14 protein-coding genes are annotated in these 17,250 nt (G+C 71.3%); 8 read left to right on the top strand and 6 right to left on the bottom strand.

The features are described 5' to 3' along the window. Window positions 1-5: 5 nt before the first annotated feature. A complete protein-coding gene (locus SOY78_RS11605) occupies window positions 6-734 on the bottom strand; it encodes a formylglycine-generating enzyme family protein (protein ID WP_223246359.1) in 729 nt (242 codons plus the stop codon). A 372-nt stretch (window positions 735-1,106) separates the two neighbouring features. On the opposite strand from SOY78_RS11605, the gene bioB reads away from it, so the two are divergent. Beyond that, window positions 1,107-2,330, top strand: a complete 1,224-nt coding sequence (bioB, locus tag SOY78_RS11600; protein WP_170079748.1) for a biotin synthase BioB — start codon at window positions 1,107-1,109, stop codon at window positions 2,328-2,330. Window positions 2,331-2,362: 32 nt separating this feature from the next. On the opposite strand, the gene SOY78_RS11595 is transcribed toward bioB, so the two are convergent. Next, window positions 2,363-2,914 (bottom strand): hypothetical protein, encoded by a 552-nt coding sequence (locus SOY78_RS11595; protein ID WP_206481426.1) that lies wholly within the window; start codon window positions 2,912-2,914, stop codon window positions 2,363-2,365. A gap of 136 nt (window positions 2,915-3,050) precedes the next feature. Between SOY78_RS11595 and SOY78_RS11590 the strand changes: the two genes are divergently transcribed. Continuing rightward, complete coding sequence (locus SOY78_RS11590) at window positions 3,051-4,340, top strand: adenylosuccinate synthase (RefSeq protein ID WP_324701612.1); 1,290 nt, start codon at window positions 3,051-3,053, stop codon at window positions 4,338-4,340. 127 nt (window positions 4,341-4,467) lie between these two features. Here SOY78_RS11590 and SOY78_RS11585 read toward each other — a convergent pair whose 3' ends face one another. Beyond that, window positions 4,468-6,687: a catalase gene (locus SOY78_RS11585; protein ID WP_044658657.1), complete on the bottom strand. Its 2,220-nt coding sequence runs from the start codon at window positions 6,685-6,687 to the stop codon at window positions 4,468-4,470. Between the two features lie 170 nt (window positions 6,688-6,857). On the opposite strand from SOY78_RS11585, the gene SOY78_RS11580 reads away from it, so the two are divergent. Then, a complete protein-coding gene (locus SOY78_RS11580; protein ID WP_036315777.1) occupies window positions 6,858-7,643 on the top strand; it encodes a carbon-nitrogen hydrolase family protein in 786 nt (261 codons plus the stop codon). A gap of 137 nt (window positions 7,644-7,780) precedes the next feature. Further along, the gene (locus SOY78_RS11575; protein WP_036315779.1) at window positions 7,781-8,320 is read left to right on the top strand and encodes a hypothetical protein; all 540 of its coding nucleotides are present in this window, start codon (window positions 7,781-7,783) and stop codon (window positions 8,318-8,320) included. A gap of 114 nt (window positions 8,321-8,434) precedes the next feature. Here the strand turns inward: SOY78_RS11575 and SOY78_RS11570 are convergent, their stop codons facing one another. Then, entirely contained in the window at window positions 8,435-9,148 is a 714-nt protein-coding gene (locus tag SOY78_RS11570; RefSeq protein WP_041104426.1) for an IclR family transcriptional regulator, read from the bottom strand. Window positions 9,149-9,298: 150 nt separating this feature from the next. On the opposite strand from SOY78_RS11570, the gene SOY78_RS11565 reads away from it, so the two are divergent. The 4 genes from SOY78_RS11565 to hutH all read left to right on the top strand — a co-directional run bounded on the left by SOY78_RS11565 (window position 9,299) and on the right by hutH (window position 15,386). Further along, a complete protein-coding gene (locus SOY78_RS11565) occupies window positions 9,299-10,996 on the top strand; it encodes a urocanate hydratase (protein WP_324701611.1) in 1,698 nt (565 codons plus the stop codon). A gap of 117 nt (window positions 10,997-11,113) precedes the next feature. After that, window positions 11,114-12,490 carry a YjiH family protein gene (locus SOY78_RS11560; protein ID WP_145951191.1) on the top strand — a complete coding sequence of 459 codons (1,377 nt, stop codon included), beginning with the start codon at window positions 11,114-11,116 and terminating at the stop codon, window positions 12,488-12,490. A 47-nt stretch (window positions 12,491-12,537) separates the two neighbouring features. Continuing rightward, window positions 12,538-13,743 (top strand): imidazolonepropionase, encoded by a 1,206-nt coding sequence (hutI, locus tag SOY78_RS11555; protein WP_324701610.1) that lies wholly within the window; start codon window positions 12,538-12,540, stop codon window positions 13,741-13,743. A 29-nt stretch (window positions 13,744-13,772) separates the two neighbouring features. Continuing rightward, on the top strand, window positions 13,773-15,386 hold the full coding sequence (hutH, locus tag SOY78_RS11550) for a histidine ammonia-lyase (RefSeq protein ID WP_324701609.1): 1,614 nt from the start codon (window positions 13,773-13,775) through the stop codon (window positions 15,384-15,386). A gap of 277 nt (window positions 15,387-15,663) precedes the next feature. Here hutH and SOY78_RS11545 read toward each other — a convergent pair whose 3' ends face one another. Beyond that, the gene (locus tag SOY78_RS11545) at window positions 15,664-16,203 is read right to left on the bottom strand and encodes a hypothetical protein (RefSeq protein WP_003038432.1); all 540 of its coding nucleotides are present in this window, start codon (window positions 16,201-16,203) and stop codon (window positions 15,664-15,666) included. Further along, window positions 16,200-17,249 carry a helix-turn-helix domain-containing protein gene (locus SOY78_RS11540; protein WP_010079571.1) on the bottom strand — a complete coding sequence of 350 codons (1,050 nt, stop codon included), beginning with the start codon at window positions 17,247-17,249 and terminating at the stop codon, window positions 16,200-16,202. Before SOY78_RS11540 ends, SOY78_RS11545 begins: the two co-directional genes overlap by 4 nt. Window position 17,250 lies beyond the last annotated feature (1 nt).

The following is a 17,250-nucleotide window of genomic DNA, read 5'->3' as shown; positions in this document are numbered from 1 at the left end:
CCTTCTCAGGCGAAGATCTCCCGCAAGGGTGTCCACCCCACGGGAAGCGGCCCGCAGATGGCGGCTCGTTGCCTGTCTGCCTCATGGGACCAGCCCTGAGCTTGTCCCGGGCTGCCGACCAGACCCCGGGCCAGGCGGAGTCCCACGTCCTCCAGGACGGCGTCCGGGGCGCTGCCCCGGCGCACTGAGGCGCGCACGCTCCAGGGTTCATCCGCCCAGCCACCCCCGCGCAGACTGCGGTAGTCGCCGTAGCGGGCGGGATCGGCGTAGTCCCAGCACCATTCCCAGATGTTGCCGAGCATGTCGTGCAGACCGTGCGGGTTGGCTTTCTTCATGCCGACGGGCTGGGGGCCCTCAAGGTGGTCGAGGCTGGTCCAGGCGATGTCTTCAAGCGGCCCGTAGGTGGGCGAGGTCGTTCCGGCGCGGCAGGCGTACTCCCACTCGGCCTCGGTGGGCAATCGGTACCCGTCAGCGCTCGTGTTCCAGGTGACGGAGCGTCCGTCCCCAGCATGCGTGTAGGCCGGCTGCAGCTCTTCAGCATTGGATAGCTCGTTGCAGAGGTTGATGGTCTCGAACCATGTCAGAGGCGTGAGCGGGCGTCCGGTGCTCCGGTCACGGAGGGGGTGCACGGCCATCTCGAAGGGCTCCAGTTCCACATCCCGTGTGGTCCCGCGACGGGCGTCACGCAGGGTGATTTTTCCCGAAGACAGGGTGGCCATGGAGGGCTGGTTCATGGCGTCAGCGTCGCACACGGGCTGACTGGAGAACCACGAGCTGCACCCGGACAGGGTTCAACTGTCAATACCTAAGTGGCTCGTGGTCGTATGAAACATATTTGCGCGTTTGTGAAATCTTCGCTGCATCTCGACATCAATGACACCCGGGTCTACAGAGCGTCAAGCGTTCAGGCGCTTCCTGGCGTATGAAACATATTTGCGCGTTTCTGAAATCTTCACTGCATCTCGACAGCCGGTCCCTCTGGACCGGCACGGGCGCTGACGTCGGGGTCATGGCCCCCCGCTCCTGAACACTGTTCAATGAACACTGTTAGAGTCCCTCGAGTCAGACCCACCCGGGGCCGAGCCCCGCCCACCGGAGAGGCCCGCATGACCGCCACCCAGGACTCCCCCGCCGTCGACCCCCGCCCCGCCGCCGCCCTCGACCCCGAGGCCCTCGTGGACCGCATCGAGGCGGGCCACGTGCTTACCGCTGAGGAGGCCGTCGCTGTGCTGGACGCCCCGGACGCGGACACGTTCCGCATCGTCGCGGCGGCCTCGCGCCTGCGCGAGAAGCACTTCGGCCGCACCGTCAAGGTCAACTACCTGGTCAGCCTCAAGACCGGCCTCTGCCCGGAGAACTGCACCTACTGCTCCCAGCGGCTCGGCACCGAGGCCGAGATCCTGCGCTACACGTGGCTCAAGCCGGAGGAGGCCGTCCGCCAGGCGGGTCTGGGCATCGCCGGCGGCGCCTCGCGCGTGTGCATGGTCGCCTCGGGCACCGGCCCCACGGACCGCGACGTCGACCGCGTGGCCGGCATGGTCGGCGACCTCAAGGCCCAGCACCCGGACGTCGAGGTGTGCGCGTGTCTCGGCTTCCTCAAGGACGGCCAGGCCGAGAAGCTCAAGGACGCCGGCGTCGACGCCTACAACCACAACCTCAACACGGCCGAGTCCCACTACGAGTCCATCTGCACCTCCCACACCTACGAGCAGCGCGTGGACACCGTGCAGCGGGCGGGCGCCGCCGGCCTGTCCTCCTGCAGTGGCCTGATCGCGGGCATGGGGGAGACGCACGAGCAGCTCGTCGAGGCCGTCCTCGCGCTCCGCGACCTGGACTCCGACTCCATCCCCGTCAACTTCCTCATGCCCTTCGACGGCACCCCGCTGCAGGGCCACCAGCAGCTCACGCCCCTCGAGTGTCTCCGGATCCTCGCCATGGTCCGCCTGGCGTGCCCGGACAAGGAGCTGCGCATCGCCGGCGGCCGCGAGATGCACCTGCGCTCCCTGCAGCCGGTCGGCCTGCAGGTGGCCAACTCGATCTTCCTCGGCGACTACCTCACCTCCGAGGGCCAGGACGCCGAGGCGGACCTGCAGATGATCGCCGACGCCGGCTTCACCGTGCTCGGCGCCGAGGAGCGTGCGCAGCAGGCCGCGGCCGACGACGGCGCCTCGGCCGGCGGCTGCTGCGGCGGCACGGACGACGCCGGCCCGTGCGGCTCCGGTGCGGCCGGAGCTGCGGAGGACGCCTGCCCCGACACGGGCGCCGAGGGCACCGTGAAGCCCGAGCTGCGCCGCCGGGGCGCGGGCACGGCCGAGCCCGCCAACGCCTGAACCCGCGCTGACCGCCGTCGTCGGGAGCGTGCTCAGCGAACGGCGCGGATCCGCCGCACCACGCACACCACGATCACCGCGAGACCGGTGAGCGCACTGACGGCCACGAGGGCGAGGCCGCCCACGATGCCGACGTCCATCGCGGTGCTCGTGCCGAGCAGGTCCATGAGCACCGGGGTCGTGGCGCCGGAGTCCGGGTGGTCGCCGCCGTCGGGGAAGATGATCGCGGCCAGCGCGAAGGACCCCCAGGAGACGCCCAGCAGCGTGTGCAGCAGGCGCCCCAGCCGGATGCCGCCCCGCTGCTCATCCTGCGGGTTCACGCGGGGCAGGAGGAACAGGCTTCCCACCAGGACCATGAGGACGAGTTCGTGGGGCAGGGCGCCGAAGACCATGTAGATGACCGTCATCCAGCCGTTCGCGCCGAAGTTGGAGCGCAGGGCGAGCGCGATCAGGGGCAGGGCGAGGAGGGCCAGCGCCCACGGCAGCACGGCCCAGGGGCGCCACGTGCCCACGCTCGGGCCCTTGCGGGTGGGGGTCGGGGAGGCGAACTCCGAGTGCTGGGTGCCGGGCGCTGCGGTGCTCATGGCGCCAGCGTAGCCAGAGGGTGGCATCCGTCACGCTGGTAGGATTCGGGGGTACGGCCTCCGTGCGCACCGCAAGGGGGCGTTTTCCATGTACGGGCCGGTCCGGGACGACCCGCGGCCCTGAGGAGAGATGCAGATGCCAGCGATCGCGATCGTCGGAGCCCAGTGGGGCGACGAGGGCAAGGGCAAGGCCACCGACCTGCTGGGCGGGCGAGTGGACTACGTCGTCAAGCCGAACGGCGGCAACAACGCCGGGCACACCGTCGTCGTCAACGGGGAGAAGTTCGAGCTCAAGCTGCTGCCCGCCGGCATCCTCTCGCCCAACGCGGTGCCGGTGATCGGCAACGGCGTGGTGGTGAACCTGGAGGCGCTGTTCGAGGAGATCGACGGGCTCGAGTCCCGCGGCCACTCGTGCGAGCACCTGAAGATCTCCGCCAACGCCCACCTCGTGGCGCCGTACCACCAGACCATGGACAAGGTGACCGAGCGGTTCCTGGGCAAGCGCGCGATCGGCACCACCGGCCGCGGCATCGGCCCCACCTACATGGACAAGGTGGCCCGCCTGGGCATCCGCGTGCAGGACATCTTCGACGAGTCGATCCTGCGCCAGAAGATCGAGGGCGCCCTGCGGCAGAAGAACGAGCTGCTGGTGAAGCTCTACAACCGCCGCGCCGTCACCGTGGACGAGATCGCCGAGTACTTCCTGGGCTACGCGGACCGCCTGCGCCCCATGGTCGTGGACTCCGTGAACCTGCTCAACGACGCCCTGGACGAGGGCAAGGTGGTGCTCATGGAGGGCGGCCAGGCCACCTACCTGGACGTGGACCACGGCACCTACCCGTTCGTGACCTCGTCCAACCCGACCGCCGGCGGCGCGGCCGTGGGCGCGGGCATCGGCCCCACCCGCTTCTCCCGGACCATCGGCATCGTGAAGGCCTACACCACGCGCGTCGGCGCCAGCCCGTTCCCCACGGAGCTCTTCGACGAGATGGGCGAGCAGCTGCGCACCACCGGCGGCGAGTTCGGCGTGAACACCGGCCGCCCGCGGCGCACCGGCTGGTACGACGCCGTCATGGCCCACTACGCCGCGCGGATCAACGGCTTCACGGACTACTTCCTCACCAAGCTGGACGTGCTCACCGGCATCGAGAAGATCCCGGTGTGCGTGGCCTACGAGGTGGACGGCGTGCGCCACGACCGCATGCCCATGACCCAGACCGAGTTCCACCACGCCAAGCCGATCTTCGAGCACTTCGACGGCTGGACCGAGGACATCTCCGGCGCGCGCGAGTTCACCGACCTGCCGCTGAACGCCCAGCGCTACGTGGAGGCCCTCGAGAAGCTCTCGGGCTGCCGGATCTCCGCGATCGGCGTGGGCCCGGGCCGCGACCAGGTGGTGCAGGTCCGCGACCTCGTCGAGGGCTGACCCGGCCCGCCGCCCCGCCCCCGGCCCACCCTGGCCTGCACTTTCGAACGTGAAAGAGGGCGAATGGGCGCTTTCGAACGTGAGATAGGCCCTATCTCACGTTCGAAAGCGCCCGGGGGTCCGCCGGTCAGTCGGCCAGGCGGCCCGTCGTCGGGAAGCGGTCCCACACGCGGTGCGCGGGCAGGAGCTGCTTCAGCGCCGCCACGGCGGCCGCGCCGTCCGCCGCGGACTCGACGCCCTTGCCGGACACCTGGGCGGCCGCGAGGACGGCCTCCGCCGGCTCGAGGGCGAGGATCGCCTTGGAGTGGCGCCACATCTCCTGCAGCACCTTGATGACGCGCGGGTCCACCGCCTCGGGGTCGGCGGCGCCGGCCTTCTGGTCCAGGCCGGGGGCGGCGTCGGCGGCGGGGGCCGCCGGCGAGGCCACGACCACGGCATCCAACTCGATGGACGCGGCGGTCAGGTAGGTCCGCTGGGCCACGATCTCCCCGGCCACGGGGCCGCCCTTCGGCGCGATGACCAGCGGGACCATGCCCGCACCGTGGATGCCCTGCACGAGGGCGTCCAGCTCCTTCTCGTCCACGGACTCGCCCACCACGACGCCGACCTGACGGCCGTCGAGCGGCCACGCGCCGCCGATCTGGGACAGCACGGGGGAGGGCTGCACGTCGGCCGGGGTCTCGGTCGGCGCGGGAACGGGGATGCCCAGGCCGTCCGCGACCTGCTGGGCCAGTCGCGTGTCGATCGCGGCGAGGTGGGCCAGCTGGCGCTCGCGGATGGTCTGCTCGTAGCACTTGCCGAGCTCGAACGTGTACGCCTGCGCCACGTGCTCGCGCTCCACCTCGGAGAGGGAGAGGAAGAACAGGCGCGCCTGCGAGAAGTGGTCGTCGAAGGACGCGGCGTGCGCGCGCTCCTTCACCGAGGCCGGCAGCGGCTCCGGGTGCTCGATGAACGCGTGGTCGTCCGCGGGGGTTTCGTACGGCAGGCCGCCGTCGAGCGAGTTGGGCCGGTACGGCGCCACGCCGCGATGCACGGCGCTCTGGTGGAAGCCGTCACGCAGCATGTCGTTGACCGGGGCGTGCGGGCGGTTGATGGGCAGCTGGTTCCAGTTCGGCCCGCCGAGGCGGGTGAGCTGCGTGTCCAGGTAGGAGAAGAGGCGGCCCTGCAGCAGCGGGTCGTTGGTGACGTCGATGCCGGGCACGAGGTTGGCCGGGTTGAAGGCCACCTGCTCCGTCTCCGCGAAGTAGTTGGACGGGTTGGCGTTCAGCGTCATGCGGCCGAGGGGCTGCACGGGGGCGAGCTCCTCCGGGACCAGCTTCGTGGGGTCGAGCAGGTCGATGCCCTCGAACATCTGCTCCTCGTTGTCCTCGAACACCTGCACGCCGAGCTCCCACTCGGGGAAGGCGCCGGCCTCGATGGCGTCGGCGAGGTCACGCCGGTGGAAGTCCGGGTCCATGCCGTTGGTGAGCAGCGCCTCCTCCCAGGTCACGGAGTGCACGCCGAGCATCGGCTTCCAGTGGAACTTGACCAGCACGGTGGAGCCGTCCGCCGCGATCAGGCGGTAGGTGTGGACGCCGAAGCCCTCCATCATGCGGTAGGAGCGCGGGATGCCGCGGTCGGACATGTTCCACAGGGTGTGGTGCTGGGCCTCGGTGTGCAGGGACACGAAGTCCCAGAACGTGTCGTGCGCGGACTGCGCCTGCGGGATCTCGCGGTCCGGGTGCGGCTTCACCGAGTGCACCACGTCCGGGAACTTGATGGCGTCCTGCACGAAGAACACGGGGATGTTGTTGCCCACCAGGTCCCACGTGCCCTCGTCCGTGTAGAACTTGGTGGCGAAGCCGCGGGTGTCGCGGGCCAGGTCCATGGAGCCGCGGGAGCCGGCCACGGTGGAGAAGCGGACGAACACCTCCGTCTCCTTGTCCTTGGCGAAGAGCCCGGCCCGGCTGATCTTCGCGGCGGTGCCGTAGCCGCGGAACACGCCGTGGGCGCCGGCGCCGCGGGCGTGGACCACGCGCTCGGGGATGCGCTCGTGGTCGAAGTGGCTGAGCTTCTCCCGCAGGTGGTGGTCCTGCAGCAGGGTGGGGCCGCGGCGGCCGGCCTTGAGCGAGTGGTCCGAGTCCTGCAGGCGCACACCGTGCGCGGTGGTCAGGTACGGGCAGCCCTGCGCGGCGGTCGCGGGGTCGGCGCCGGTGTCCTGGCCGGTGGGGGAGACCTGTGCCGGACCGCGCTGGTCCGGGGCCGGGACGGCCACGGGCTGGTCCGGGTGGGTGAGGGCGGTGTGCTCCTCGAGGTCGGGGGTGATCGGCCCCGGCGTGCCGGGGATGTCGGGCTGCTGGGTGGTCATCGCGTCTGCTCCTGTGGTGTCGACGTGCCGCGCGGTGCCGCGCGGATCGGGGGCGGAGGACGACGGCGGCCGATGCGGGCCGACGTCGTGCCCGGTCCCCAGCGTGGCGGCTGGCCCCAGCGCTGACCAGGGCTGACGGCCACCGGCAGGGGCCTGGCTACCCTGGGGGCATGAGGATCAGCGTCGGACAGTTCGGGCCCGTGGGCGACGTCGAGGAGAACCTGGCCGTGATGGCCCGCCTCGCCGCCCGCGCCGCGGGCGAGGGGGCGGACCTCCTGGTGCTGCCCGAGGAGGCCATGCTCGGGGCCCGCGAGGTGGGGGAGGAGTTCCCCGACGCCGTCGCCGCGGCCTGGGAGCCGTTCGCCGCGGGCCTGGCCGCGCTGGCGCGTGAGCACGGGATCGCCGTCGTCGCGGGCGGCTACGAGCCGGGACCGGACCGGCGTCCCTACAACACGCTGCTGGCGGTGGGCGCGGACGGCGCCCGGCTGGGCGCGTACCGCAAGCTCCACCTCTACGACGCGTTCGCGCACCGCGAGTCGGACCGGATCACCCCCGGCGACGGCGGCGTCGCGGCGATCGAGCTCGGCGGGCTCCGCCTGGGCCTGCTCACCTGCTACGACCTGCGCTTCCCCGAGCTGTCCCGGCGTCTGGCGGTGGAGGGCGCGGACGTGCTCGTGATCCCCGCGGCGTGGTTCTCCGGCGAGCACAAGGTGGACCACTGGCGCACCCTGCTCAAGGCCCGCGCGGTGGAGAACACGGTGTGGGTGGCCGCGGCCGACACGTGCTCGGACGGCACCGTGGGCCACTCGATGATCGTGGACCCGCTGGCGCTGCCCGTCGCCGAGCTCGCCGACGAGCGGGAGGCCGTGGTGACCGCGGAGGTCACCCGCGAGCGGATCGACGAGGTCCGGGAGTTCCTCCCCTCGCTCGCCAACCGCCGCACCGACGTCCTCTGAGCCGCCCCCCGCCCGGCGGACGGGTCACCATTACCCCCTCGGGCTGGGAAAAGCCTAAAATCACGTCAGACGTGCAACCAGACGGGCGCCCCGGCGCTCGGAACGCGCCCCGCCCGGGGCGGGACGGGAGATCAGAGATGACCATCAACGCCGACGGCAGCCACGCCGTCCAGCCCCACGCCGCGAACGCCCACACCGCCCCGGCCCGCCCCGTGCGCCACGCCGTGGTGGAGGAGGAGGTGCTCGAGCCGCTGGGCCCGGTGGAGGGCTGGGGCTTCACCAACCGCGTCATCCTCGTCTCGGTGCTCGTCGTGATCATCGGCAACGTCGTGCGCGTGCTCACCGGCGACCTGGGTGATCCGAACGGCTCCGTGGCGCTGGGCGAGACCGGCCACGGCTGGGTCGTGCTGGTGCAGTCGTTCATGTTCGGCCTGGTGGGCGGCGCCCTGGCGGGCGCGGCCGGCTACCTGGTCGTGCTGCTGATGGGCGGGGCTGCCCGCTCCGTCGTGCGCTACGTGGTCGGTGGCGTGGTCGGCGGCTTCCTCGGTGCCGTGGGCCTGTTCGCGGTGTTCTCCAACACCGTCCTCTACGGGGCGGGCCTGCACCTGTTCTGGATGCTGCCGGTGGCGGGCCTGCTCGGCGGCCTCTGGGCGGGCGTCGTCTCCTCCCGCCGCTGATCCCCGCAACCGGCGCCTCGGGCGCCGGCCGCAGAGAAAGGCCCCGGTTCCGGCTCTCGCCGGGCCCGGGGCCTTCTCCGTCATCACTCGCACCTTCGATGAGGTGGCTTCAGCCTACGAACTCGCCTTGGGCTTTCCAGGGGAGTCGGCTGGGCGTTCCCTGGGAGTGTCGGCCGCCCCGAGCAGGTGCGCGAGCTCGCCGGTGGCGGCGACGAGGGCCGCCCCGCACCGGTCCGCCAGCTCGTCCGTGCAGCGGTAGGCCGGCACGAGCGTGCTGAGCGCACCGACCACCGTGCCCGCCACGCTGATGGGGGCGGACAGCGAGGTGACGTCCTTCTCCACGGAACGGGTGCGCAGCGTGTAGTCCCCCGCGGCCACGCTGCCGCGCAGGGCGTCGCCCACGGCCGTGCCCGCCAGGGGGACGGTGCGTCCGACCCAGTTCGTGTGGCGGACGGAGTGCGTGCCCTCCACGATCGCCAGGTAGACGGCGGAGTCCGGAGGGGTCGTCACCGAGAGGTAGACGGATTCGCCCGTGGCGGCCACGACGTGGTCCATCGGCCCGCGGGCCAGCTGCACGAGCGAGTCCCGGGAGAAGGCCCGCGCCCCGAGCTGGATGAGGCGCACGCCGGGGCGGTAGGCGCCGTCGTCGTCGCGGGCCACGAAGCCGGATCCCTCGAGGCTGCGCAGCAGGCGCAGCGCCGTGGACGCCGGCAGCTCCGTGGCACGGGCGGCCTCGGTCAGGCTCAGCCGGGGCTGCTCGGTGACGGCGGCGAGCAGGTCCAGGGCCCGGTCCACGGTGCGCGTCGAGGCGGTGGGGGTGGTGGTCATGACAGGGAGCGTAACGGGTGCGGGACACACGGATCGGGCTTGCGCGTGAGCCGAGTCACTGTTTCAATGTTCGGAAAGTGCATGCCGAGCCGTGAAATCACAGGGGCCACTCGTCCCGGCGGCGCACGCACCCCGTCGAGAGGAACTGCCATGGCCGTGGGCTTCACCCAGCACGACCCGTCCCGCACCATCCGCGCCCCGCGCGGCACCGAGCTGTCCGCCAAGTCCTGGCAGACCGAGGCCCCGCTGCGGATGCTCATGAACAACCTGGACCCCGAGGTCGCCGAGCGTCCCGAGGACCTCGTCGTCTACGGCGGCACCGGCCGCGCGGCCCGCTCCTGGGAGGCCTACGACGCCATCGTCGCCACACTCAAGGACCTCGAGGAGGACGAGACCCTCCTGGTGCAGTCCGGCAAGCCGGTCGGCGTCGTCAAGACCAACGTGTGGGCCCCGCGCGTGCTGATCGCCAACTCCAACCTCGTGGGCGACTGGGCCACGTGGCCGGAGTTCCGCAAGCTCGAGGCCGAGGGCCTGATGATGTACGGCCAGATGACCGCCGGCTCGTGGATCTACATCGCCACCCAGGGCATCCTGCAGGGCACCTACGAGACCTTCGCCGCGATCGGCCGCAAGCGCTACGACGGCTCCCTCCAGGGCACCCTCACCCTCACCGGCGGCTGCGGCGGCATGGGCGGCGCCCAGCCCCTGGCCGTCACCCTCAACGGCGGCGTCTGCCTGATCGTGGACGTCTCGGAGGACCGCCTGCGCCGCCGCATGGGCAAGCGCTACCTGGACGAGGTGGAGACGGACATCGACAAGGCCGTCGAGCGCGTCATGCAGGCCAAGCGCAACGGCGAGGCCGTCTCCGTGGGCCTCGTGGGCAACGCCGCCGAGGTGTTCCCCGAGCTGCTCGAGCGCCAGAAGGCCGGCACCGTCGAGATCGACATCGTCACCGACCAGACCTCCGCGCACAACCCGTTGTCCTACCTGCCGATCGAGATCGACGAGAAGGACTGGCACGCCGAGGCCGAGGCCGACCCGGACACCTTCACCAAGAAGGCCCAGGAGTCCATGGCCCGCCAGGTCGAGGCCATGGTCGGCTTCCAGGACATCGGCGCCGAGGTGTTCGACTACGGCAACTCCATCCGCGACGAGGCCCGCAAGGCCGGCTACTCCCGCGCGTTCGAGTTCCCGGGCTTCGTCCCGGCCTACATCCGCCCGCTGTTCTGCGAGGGCCTCGGCCCGTTCCGCTGGGCCGCGCTCTCCGGCGACCCGGAGGACATCCGCGTGACCGACGAGGCCCTGAAGGAGCTGTTCCCCGAGAACGAGCACCTGCACCGCTGGCTCGACGGCGCCGCCGAGTTCGTGGAGTTCGAGGGCCTGCCGGCCCGCATCTGCTGGCTGGGCTACGGCGAGCGCCACAAGGCCGGCCTGCTCTTCAACCAGCTCGTGGCCGAGGGCAAGGTCAAGGCGCCGATCGTGATCGGCCGCGACCACCTCGACTCCGGCTCCGTGGCCTCCCCGTACCGCGAGACCGAGTCCATGCTGGACGGCTCCGACGCGATCGCCGACTGGCCGCTGCTCAACGCGCTGACCGCCACCTCCTCCGGCGCCACCTGGGTGTCGATCCACCACGGCGGCGGCGTCGGCATCGGCCGGTCCATCCACGCCGGCCAGGTGGGCGTGGCCGACGGCACCGAGCTGGCCGCGGCCAAGCTCGAGGCGCTGCTCACCAACGACCCGGGCATGGGCGTCATCCGCCACGTCGACGCCGGCTACTCCCGCGCCGCCGAGGTGGCGAAGGAGCGCGGCGTCCGTGTGCCCATGGAGGCCACGATCCGGGACTGACCCCGGTCACGTCGTCGGACGACGACGGTGCCGCCGCGCCGTCGCCGTCCGACGACTTCACCGCCGCGAGCCGGACGGGCATCCGCTCGTCCGGCTCGCGATCGAAAGGACACCACGATGGACTCGTCCCGCCCCGCAGACCACGAGCTGCACACCGACACCACCGCGATGGCCGCGATCGAGGCCGACGCGCCCCGCCCGCCGGCGCGCTGGCGCATGATCGTCTACTCGGCGATCGGCATCGTCATGTTCTTCGTGCCCATCACGATCAACGGGGCGAGCTCCATCCCGCTGGACCACCTGGTGACCTGGGTGCGCGGGCTGCTCGGCCCGGCCGAGCGCTGGGTGGGCCTGGCCATCATCGCCGCAGGCGCCGTGTACCCGTTCGCCTCGGGTCGCTGGCGGACCAGCACCACGCGGGCGGTGTTCGCGTTCCTCGCCGTGCTCGGCCTGGTCGCCTCGGCGATGGTCGTGTTCGGCGTGGGCCCGAGCTGGATCCTGGACAAGAGCATCGGTCCGTTCCTGATGGACAAGCTCGTGGTGCCCGTGGGCCTGATCGTCCCCATCGGCGGCGTCTTCCTGGCCCTCGTGATCGGCTACGGCCTCATGGAGTTCGTGGGCGTCTACCTGCGCCCGGCCATGCGGCCGATCTGGCGCGTGCCCGGCCGCGCCGCCGTCGACGCCGTCGCCTCCTTCGTGGGCTCCTACGCCCTGGGCCTGCTGCTGACGAACCGCATGTACACCGGCGGCCGCTACACGGCCCGCGAGGCGGCGATCATCGCCGTCGGCTTCTCCACGGTGTCCGCGACCTTCATGGTGATCGTGGCCAAGACGCTGGGCCTGATGGACATCTGGCTCTGGTACTTCTTCGGCACCCTCGCGGTGACGTTCGCGGTCACCGCCATCACGGTGCGCATCCCGCCGCTGAGCCGCATCCCGGACGAGTGCTACCCGGGCGTCACCCACTCGCCCGAGCAGGCCGTCACCCGGGACCGCTTCCGCGTGGCCCTGCGCGCCGCCGAGCAGACCCTCGCCGAGGCCCCGTCCCTGCCGAAGAACATCTGGGTCAACTTCCGGGACGGCCTCGTGATGGTGCTCCAGATCCTGCCCTCCATCATGTCCGTGGGCCTGATCGCCCTGGTCCTGGCCACCTACACGCCCGTGTTCGAGTGGATCGGCGTGATCTTCTACCCGCTGTTCTGGGCGCTCGGCTACTCCGACCCCGGCCTGCTGGCCTCGGCCTCCGCCACCTCGATCGCCGAGATGTTCATCCCGGCCACGATGGCGGCCGGTCACGAGGACCTCGTCGCCCGGTTCGTGATCGGCGTCGTCTGCGTCTCCGCGATCATCTTCTTCTCCGCGGTGGTTCCTGCCATCCTGGCCACGGACATCCCCGTGAAGATGTGGCACCTCCTGGTGATCTGGGTCGAGCGCGTGGCGCTCACCATCGTGCTGGCCACGCCGCTGGCCCACCTGGTGGCCGCGCTCACCTGAGGCCCACCCCACCGCCCCACCCCCGTCCGTCCCGCAGAGAGGCCCCCATGCGCTCCACGCTCATCACCGACATCGCCGAGCTGACCACCGTCGACCCCGAGGGGCGGGTGCTCACGGACGCGGCCGTCGTCGTCGAGGACGAGCGCATCGCCTGGATCGGCGCCGCCGCGGACGCCCCGGAGGCGGACAACCGGGTGTCCGTCGAGGGCCGCGCCGTGCTGCCCGGCTGGGTGGACTCCCACACGCATCTCGTGTTCGACGGGGACCGCTCCGCGGAGTTCGAGGCCCGCATGGCGGGCGAGTCCTACGCGGCCGGCGGCATCGGCGTGACCACCTCCGCCACCCGTGCCGCCTCGGACGACCGCCTGGCCGAGCTGGTCCGCGGCCGGGTGGCCGACGCGGTGGCCGGCGGCACCACCTACCTCGAGACCAAGACCGGCTACGGGCTCACCGTGGAGGAGGAGGCGCGCCACGCGCGCCTGCTGGCCGGGCTGCGCGAGGAGGGCCTCGTGGACGAGGTGACCTTCCTCGGCGCCCACCTCGTGCCCCCGGGCCGGGACGCGGAGGACTACCTCGACGACGTCGTCGGACCGATGCTCGAGGCCGTGCGGGAGCACGCGGGCTGGGTGGACGTGTTCTGCGACGCCGGCGCCTTCGACGCCGAGCAGACTCGCCGCGTGCTCGCCGCGGGCGTGGCGGCGGGACTGGGCGTGCGCCTGCACGGCAACCAGATCGAGCAGGGCCCGGGCGTGGGCGTGGCCGTGGAGTTCGGCGCCGCCTCCGTGGACCACGTCAACCACCTCTCCGACGCGGACGTCGAGGCCCTCGCCGGCACCTGGACCGGCTGGGACCGCGCCTCGGCCACCGGCACGCCCGGCACCGTGGCCGGCTGCCTGCCCGCGTGCGACCTGTCCACCCGCGCCCCGCTGGCGCCCGCGCGCCGCCTGCTCGACGCCGGCATCGAGGTCTCCCTGGCCTCGAACTGCAACCCGGGCACCAGCTACACCACGTCCATGAACTTCAACGTGGGCACCGCCGTGCTGCAGATGCACCTGACCCTCGCCGAGGCCGTGCGCGCCGCCACCCTCGGCGGGGCCATCGGCCTGCGGGCGCAGGACCGCGTCGGCAGCCTCGAGGTCGGCAAGCGCGCCGACCTGCACGTGCTCGACGCCCCCGCCGCCATCCACCTGGCCTACCGCCCCGGCATGCCGCTGACCCATGCGGTCTGGCGTGCCGGCCGCCGGGCCGTCTGATCGACCGACAGCAAGGAGAACGCATCACCATGACCACCCCTCCCGCCACCGTCACGCTCGGCACGTCCGGGGCCACCCTGGACGACGTCGTCGCCGTGGCCCGCCACGACGCCCGCGTGGTGCTCGCCGACGACGTGCTCGAGACCGTCGGCGCGGTGCGCCGCCACGTCGAGGCGCTGGCCGAGGCCGAGACCCCCACCTACGGCGTCTCCACCGGCTTCGGCGCGCTCGCGGACAAGCACATCCCGCTCGAGTCCCGCGCGCAGCTGCAGAAGTCCCTGATCCGCTCCCACGCCGCCGGCATGGGCCCCGTGGTGGAGCGCGAGGTCGTCCGCGCGCTGATGTTCCTGCGCGCCACCACGCTGGCCTCCGGCCGCACGGGCGTGCGCCCCGTGGTGGTCGAGACCTTCGTGGCCATGCTCAACGCGGGCATCACCCCCGCCGTGCGCGAGTTCGGCTCGCTGGGCTGCTCCGGCGACCTCGCCCCGCTCTCCCACGTGGCCCTGGCGCTGATGGGCGAGGGCGACGTCGTCGGGGCGGGCGGCGCGCTGCGTCCGGCCGGCGAGGCGCTCGCCGAGGCCGGGATCGAGCCGGTCGAGCTGCGGGAGAAGGAGGGCCTGGCCCTCGTCAACGGCACCGAGGGCATGCTCGGCATGCTGATCATGGCGCTGGCCGACCTCGAGGAGCTCGCCGACACCGTGGACCTCACCGCCGCGATGTCCGTGGAGGCGCTGCTCGGCACCGACCGCGTGTTCGTGCCGGAGCTGCACCTGCCGCTGCGCCCCCACCCGGGCCAGGCGACCTCCGCCGACCGGATGCTGAAGATCCTGGCGGGCTCGCCGATCGTGGCCAGCCACAAGGAGGGCGACTCCCGCGTGCAGGACGCCTACTCGCTGCGCTGCGCCCCGCAGGTGGCCGGCGGCCTGCGCGACACCCTCGCGTACGTGCGCACCGTGGCCGAGCGCGAGCTCGCCGCGACCGTGGACAACCCGGTGGTGCTCGACGACGGCCGGGTGAGCTCGAACGGCAACTTCCACGGGGCGCCCGTGGCGTACGTGCTGGACTTCCTGGCCATCCCGGTGGCCGACGTCGCCAGCATGTCCGAGCGCCGCACCGACCGCATGCTGGACCCGGCCCGCTCACACGGGCTGCCCGCGTTCCTCGTGGACAACCCGGGCGTGGACTCCGGCATGATGATCGCCCAGTACACGCAGGCCGGGCTCGTCTCGGACATGAAGCGTCTGGCCGTGCCCGCGTCCGTGGACTCCATCCCGTCCTCCGCGATGCAGGAGGACCACGTCTCCATGGGCTGGCACGCCGCCCGCAAGCTGCGCTCGGCCGTGGAGAACTTCCGCCGCGTGCTCGCCGTCGAGCTCGTGGCCGCCGCCCGCGCGATCGAGCTGCGCGCCCCGCTGCAGCCCTCCGCCGCGACCGGTGCCGCCGTCCGCGTGATCCGCGAGGCCGGCGTGCCCGGCCCCGGCCCGGACCAGTACATGGCCCCGCAGCTGGCCGCCGCCGAGCAGGCCCTGCGCGACGGGTCCGTGCTGGCCGCCGTGGCGGAGGCGCTCGCGGGCGTATCCGCCGATGCCGAGCCGCAGGACCTGGCCGAGGAGTCCGAGGGCGCCGAGGCCGAGGGGCACTGACGCCACAGAGTGGTCAGACGCCACAGAGTGGTCACGACATGCCGCGTGCGTCTGCACGGGACGGCGTGTCGTGACCACTCTGTGTGTGGAGGGGGCGGCCTGCGGGTCGGGCCCGGTCGCCTCGGCTCAGGTGAGGAGCACCGTCGTCGTCCTGTGCCGGCCGACGATCGTATGGATCAGGCGGGAGACAATCCGGGCAACGCCATGTGGTTGGTGTCGTGCGGTGAAGCCGGAACGGCGCGATCAGTCCGATTGCAGCACGACACCAGCTAAGGGCTTATCCCAGGAGTCCCTGTTGTTCGGCCCAGCACTTGAATCCCCCTGGGCCGAAGGGAAGCCGGTAATCGCCCATGATGAGATCGTCAGCGAGGCTCTCAACCATGGGAACGGTGAGTTGCTCCTTGCGGATCGCCTCACAGAGCAACCCGAGGGTGCCGGTGCACTCGAGCTTCTCGCGCTTGGCCAGGACGCGGGGCACGTTGTCGTCGATCACGATGCGATACCCGTGCGTCCGACCGAGGGCTAGAACGCCGCATTCGCCCCGGTTCCGACCGCCCGCCACAAGGTGCTCCTCGTATCGGGCGAAGGCCGCGAGGAACTCGAGGTCCTCGCTGCGGTCCACGACGATCCATTCGGCGTCCAAGATCTGCCGGAGATCTGGGTGCTGGTACTGCTGGTCCCTGATCTCCTGCTCCACACTCTCCGGAATCACGGCATGGCCGGCTGTCAGGAACTTGAGCACACCGAGCCATCCTTTCAGGGTGAAATGGCGCAGTGGTCCCGTATCGAAGACGTAGGTCTCCGGAACGGCGGTCACGAGACGTACTCCCAGATCTCCTGTTCCTGACGTGGGGGAAGGTCCGGAAGGTCGTCGTCGTCGAAAGTCCCATCCAAGAGGTCGAGTGTGCGTTCACGCGAGAGCTTCTCGGCCTCGAACAGCGCGATGACGTGCTTCTGGTACACCCGGGGCTGGGTAGTGCCTGCCATCTCGTCAGACGGGTACAGATCGTGGGTGATGATGTCCGTCTGCGTGGTCTGCACAGCGCGGATGTCGTTTGCCGTGGAAGCGTCCACCAATTCCAGGTCGTGGAGTCGGCGGGCCAGGGTCGACATGTCCACCAGGTAGGTGCCGGCGATCTTCACAGCGGCAGTGCGGACATCGCCTGAGTGAGCTGCGGCGGGCCATTCCTGTAAAAGGACAGCTGCTGGCAGGAGAAATGCTCGAGCGAACCGATCGAGGCGACCCTCGATGTCCGGGCCGGTGTGGGCGGTGCGCCAGTCCACCGTGTATTCATCGGCAAGTAGGTAGTGCCCAAGCTCGTGCACGGCGGAGAGGCGGCGTCGCCCGACCTTGGGGGTGGAATTCACCAGGGAGATGCCGCCCTCGGCGAGGAGCACCGTTCCCGCGTCAGCGGCGTCCACGCCGAAGTTGCGGGAGAACAGGAGCAGGCCAGCAGTGGCCAGGTGCGCCTGGAGGTCCTTTACGGGTTCCGTTGCTGTATACCCGACGTGCTCGCGTGCCCGGGCGGCCATGTCGTCGGCCTCGTGAACGGACTTGGGCTGCTCCCAGGGGTCCCGCACGCCGAACCCCTCGATGGGATGCAGGCCGTGCAGGAACTCGACGTCTGCGAGGAGTTCGGCCAGCAGGTGGTCCACGGCCGACTCGGTGGTATCCAACCCCTGGGCGGAACGGTGCGAGACGAGCGCTGGCGCAGGCTCGGTGAAGAACGACTGCATTCGGGTTCCCAGGGCATCGGCGATGGAGGCCAGCTCCAGGGCAGTGACCTTCCGTTGTCCGCCTTCGATCCGGTTGACCATGGTGCGCTCGAGGCCAACGGCGGTAGCTAGGTCCTGCTGGGACATC

Origin of the sequence: Micrococcus sp. HOU01 (genome assembly GCF_035609305.1) — a bacterium.
GTDB classification, from domain to species: domain Bacteria; phylum Actinomycetota; class Actinomycetes; order Actinomycetales; family Micrococcaceae; genus Micrococcus; species Micrococcus luteus.
Note: the sequence above shows the minus strand (reverse complement) of the source record. Positions and strands in the feature narration are given on the sequence as shown.

What these genes read in the sequence shown, in the direction of transcription:
- SOY78_RS11580 (WP_036315777.1), top strand. Translation starts at nt 6,858, where the DNA reads ATGAGGATCAGCGTCGGACAGTTCGGGCCCGTGGGCGACGTCGAGGAG.
- SOY78_RS11540 (WP_010079571.1), bottom strand. Translation starts at nt 17,249, where the DNA reads ATGTCCCAGCAGGACCTAGCTACCGCCGTTGGCCTCGAGCGCACCATG.
- SOY78_RS11595 (WP_206481426.1), bottom strand. Translation starts at nt 2,914, where the DNA reads ATGAGCACCGCAGCGCCCGGCACCCAGCACTCGGAGTTCGCCTCCCCG.
- SOY78_RS11590 (WP_324701612.1), top strand. Translation starts at nt 3,051, where the DNA reads ATGCCAGCGATCGCGATCGTCGGAGCCCAGTGGGGCGACGAGGGCAAG.
- SOY78_RS11605 (WP_223246359.1), bottom strand. Translation starts at nt 734, where the DNA reads ATGAACCAGCCCTCCATGGCCACCCTGTCTTCGGGAAAAATCACCCTG.
- SOY78_RS11565 (WP_324701611.1), top strand. Translation starts at nt 9,299, where the DNA reads ATGGCCGTGGGCTTCACCCAGCACGACCCGTCCCGCACCATCCGCGCC.
- hutI (WP_324701610.1), top strand. Translation starts at nt 12,538, where the DNA reads ATGCGCTCCACGCTCATCACCGACATCGCCGAGCTGACCACCGTCGAC.
- hutH (WP_324701609.1), top strand. Translation starts at nt 13,773, where the DNA reads ATGACCACCCCTCCCGCCACCGTCACGCTCGGCACGTCCGGGGCCACC.
- SOY78_RS11575 (WP_036315779.1), top strand. Translation starts at nt 7,781, where the DNA reads ATGACCATCAACGCCGACGGCAGCCACGCCGTCCAGCCCCACGCCGCG.
- SOY78_RS11585 (WP_044658657.1), bottom strand. Translation starts at nt 6,687, where the DNA reads ATGACCACCCAGCAGCCCGACATCCCCGGCACGCCGGGGCCGATCACC.
- SOY78_RS11570 (WP_041104426.1), bottom strand. Translation starts at nt 9,148, where the DNA reads ATGACCACCACCCCCACCGCCTCGACGCGCACCGTGGACCGGGCCCTG.
- bioB (WP_170079748.1), top strand. Translation starts at nt 1,107, where the DNA reads ATGACCGCCACCCAGGACTCCCCCGCCGTCGACCCCCGCCCCGCCGCC.
- SOY78_RS11560 (WP_145951191.1), top strand. Translation starts at nt 11,114, where the DNA reads ATGGACTCGTCCCGCCCCGCAGACCACGAGCTGCACACCGACACCACC.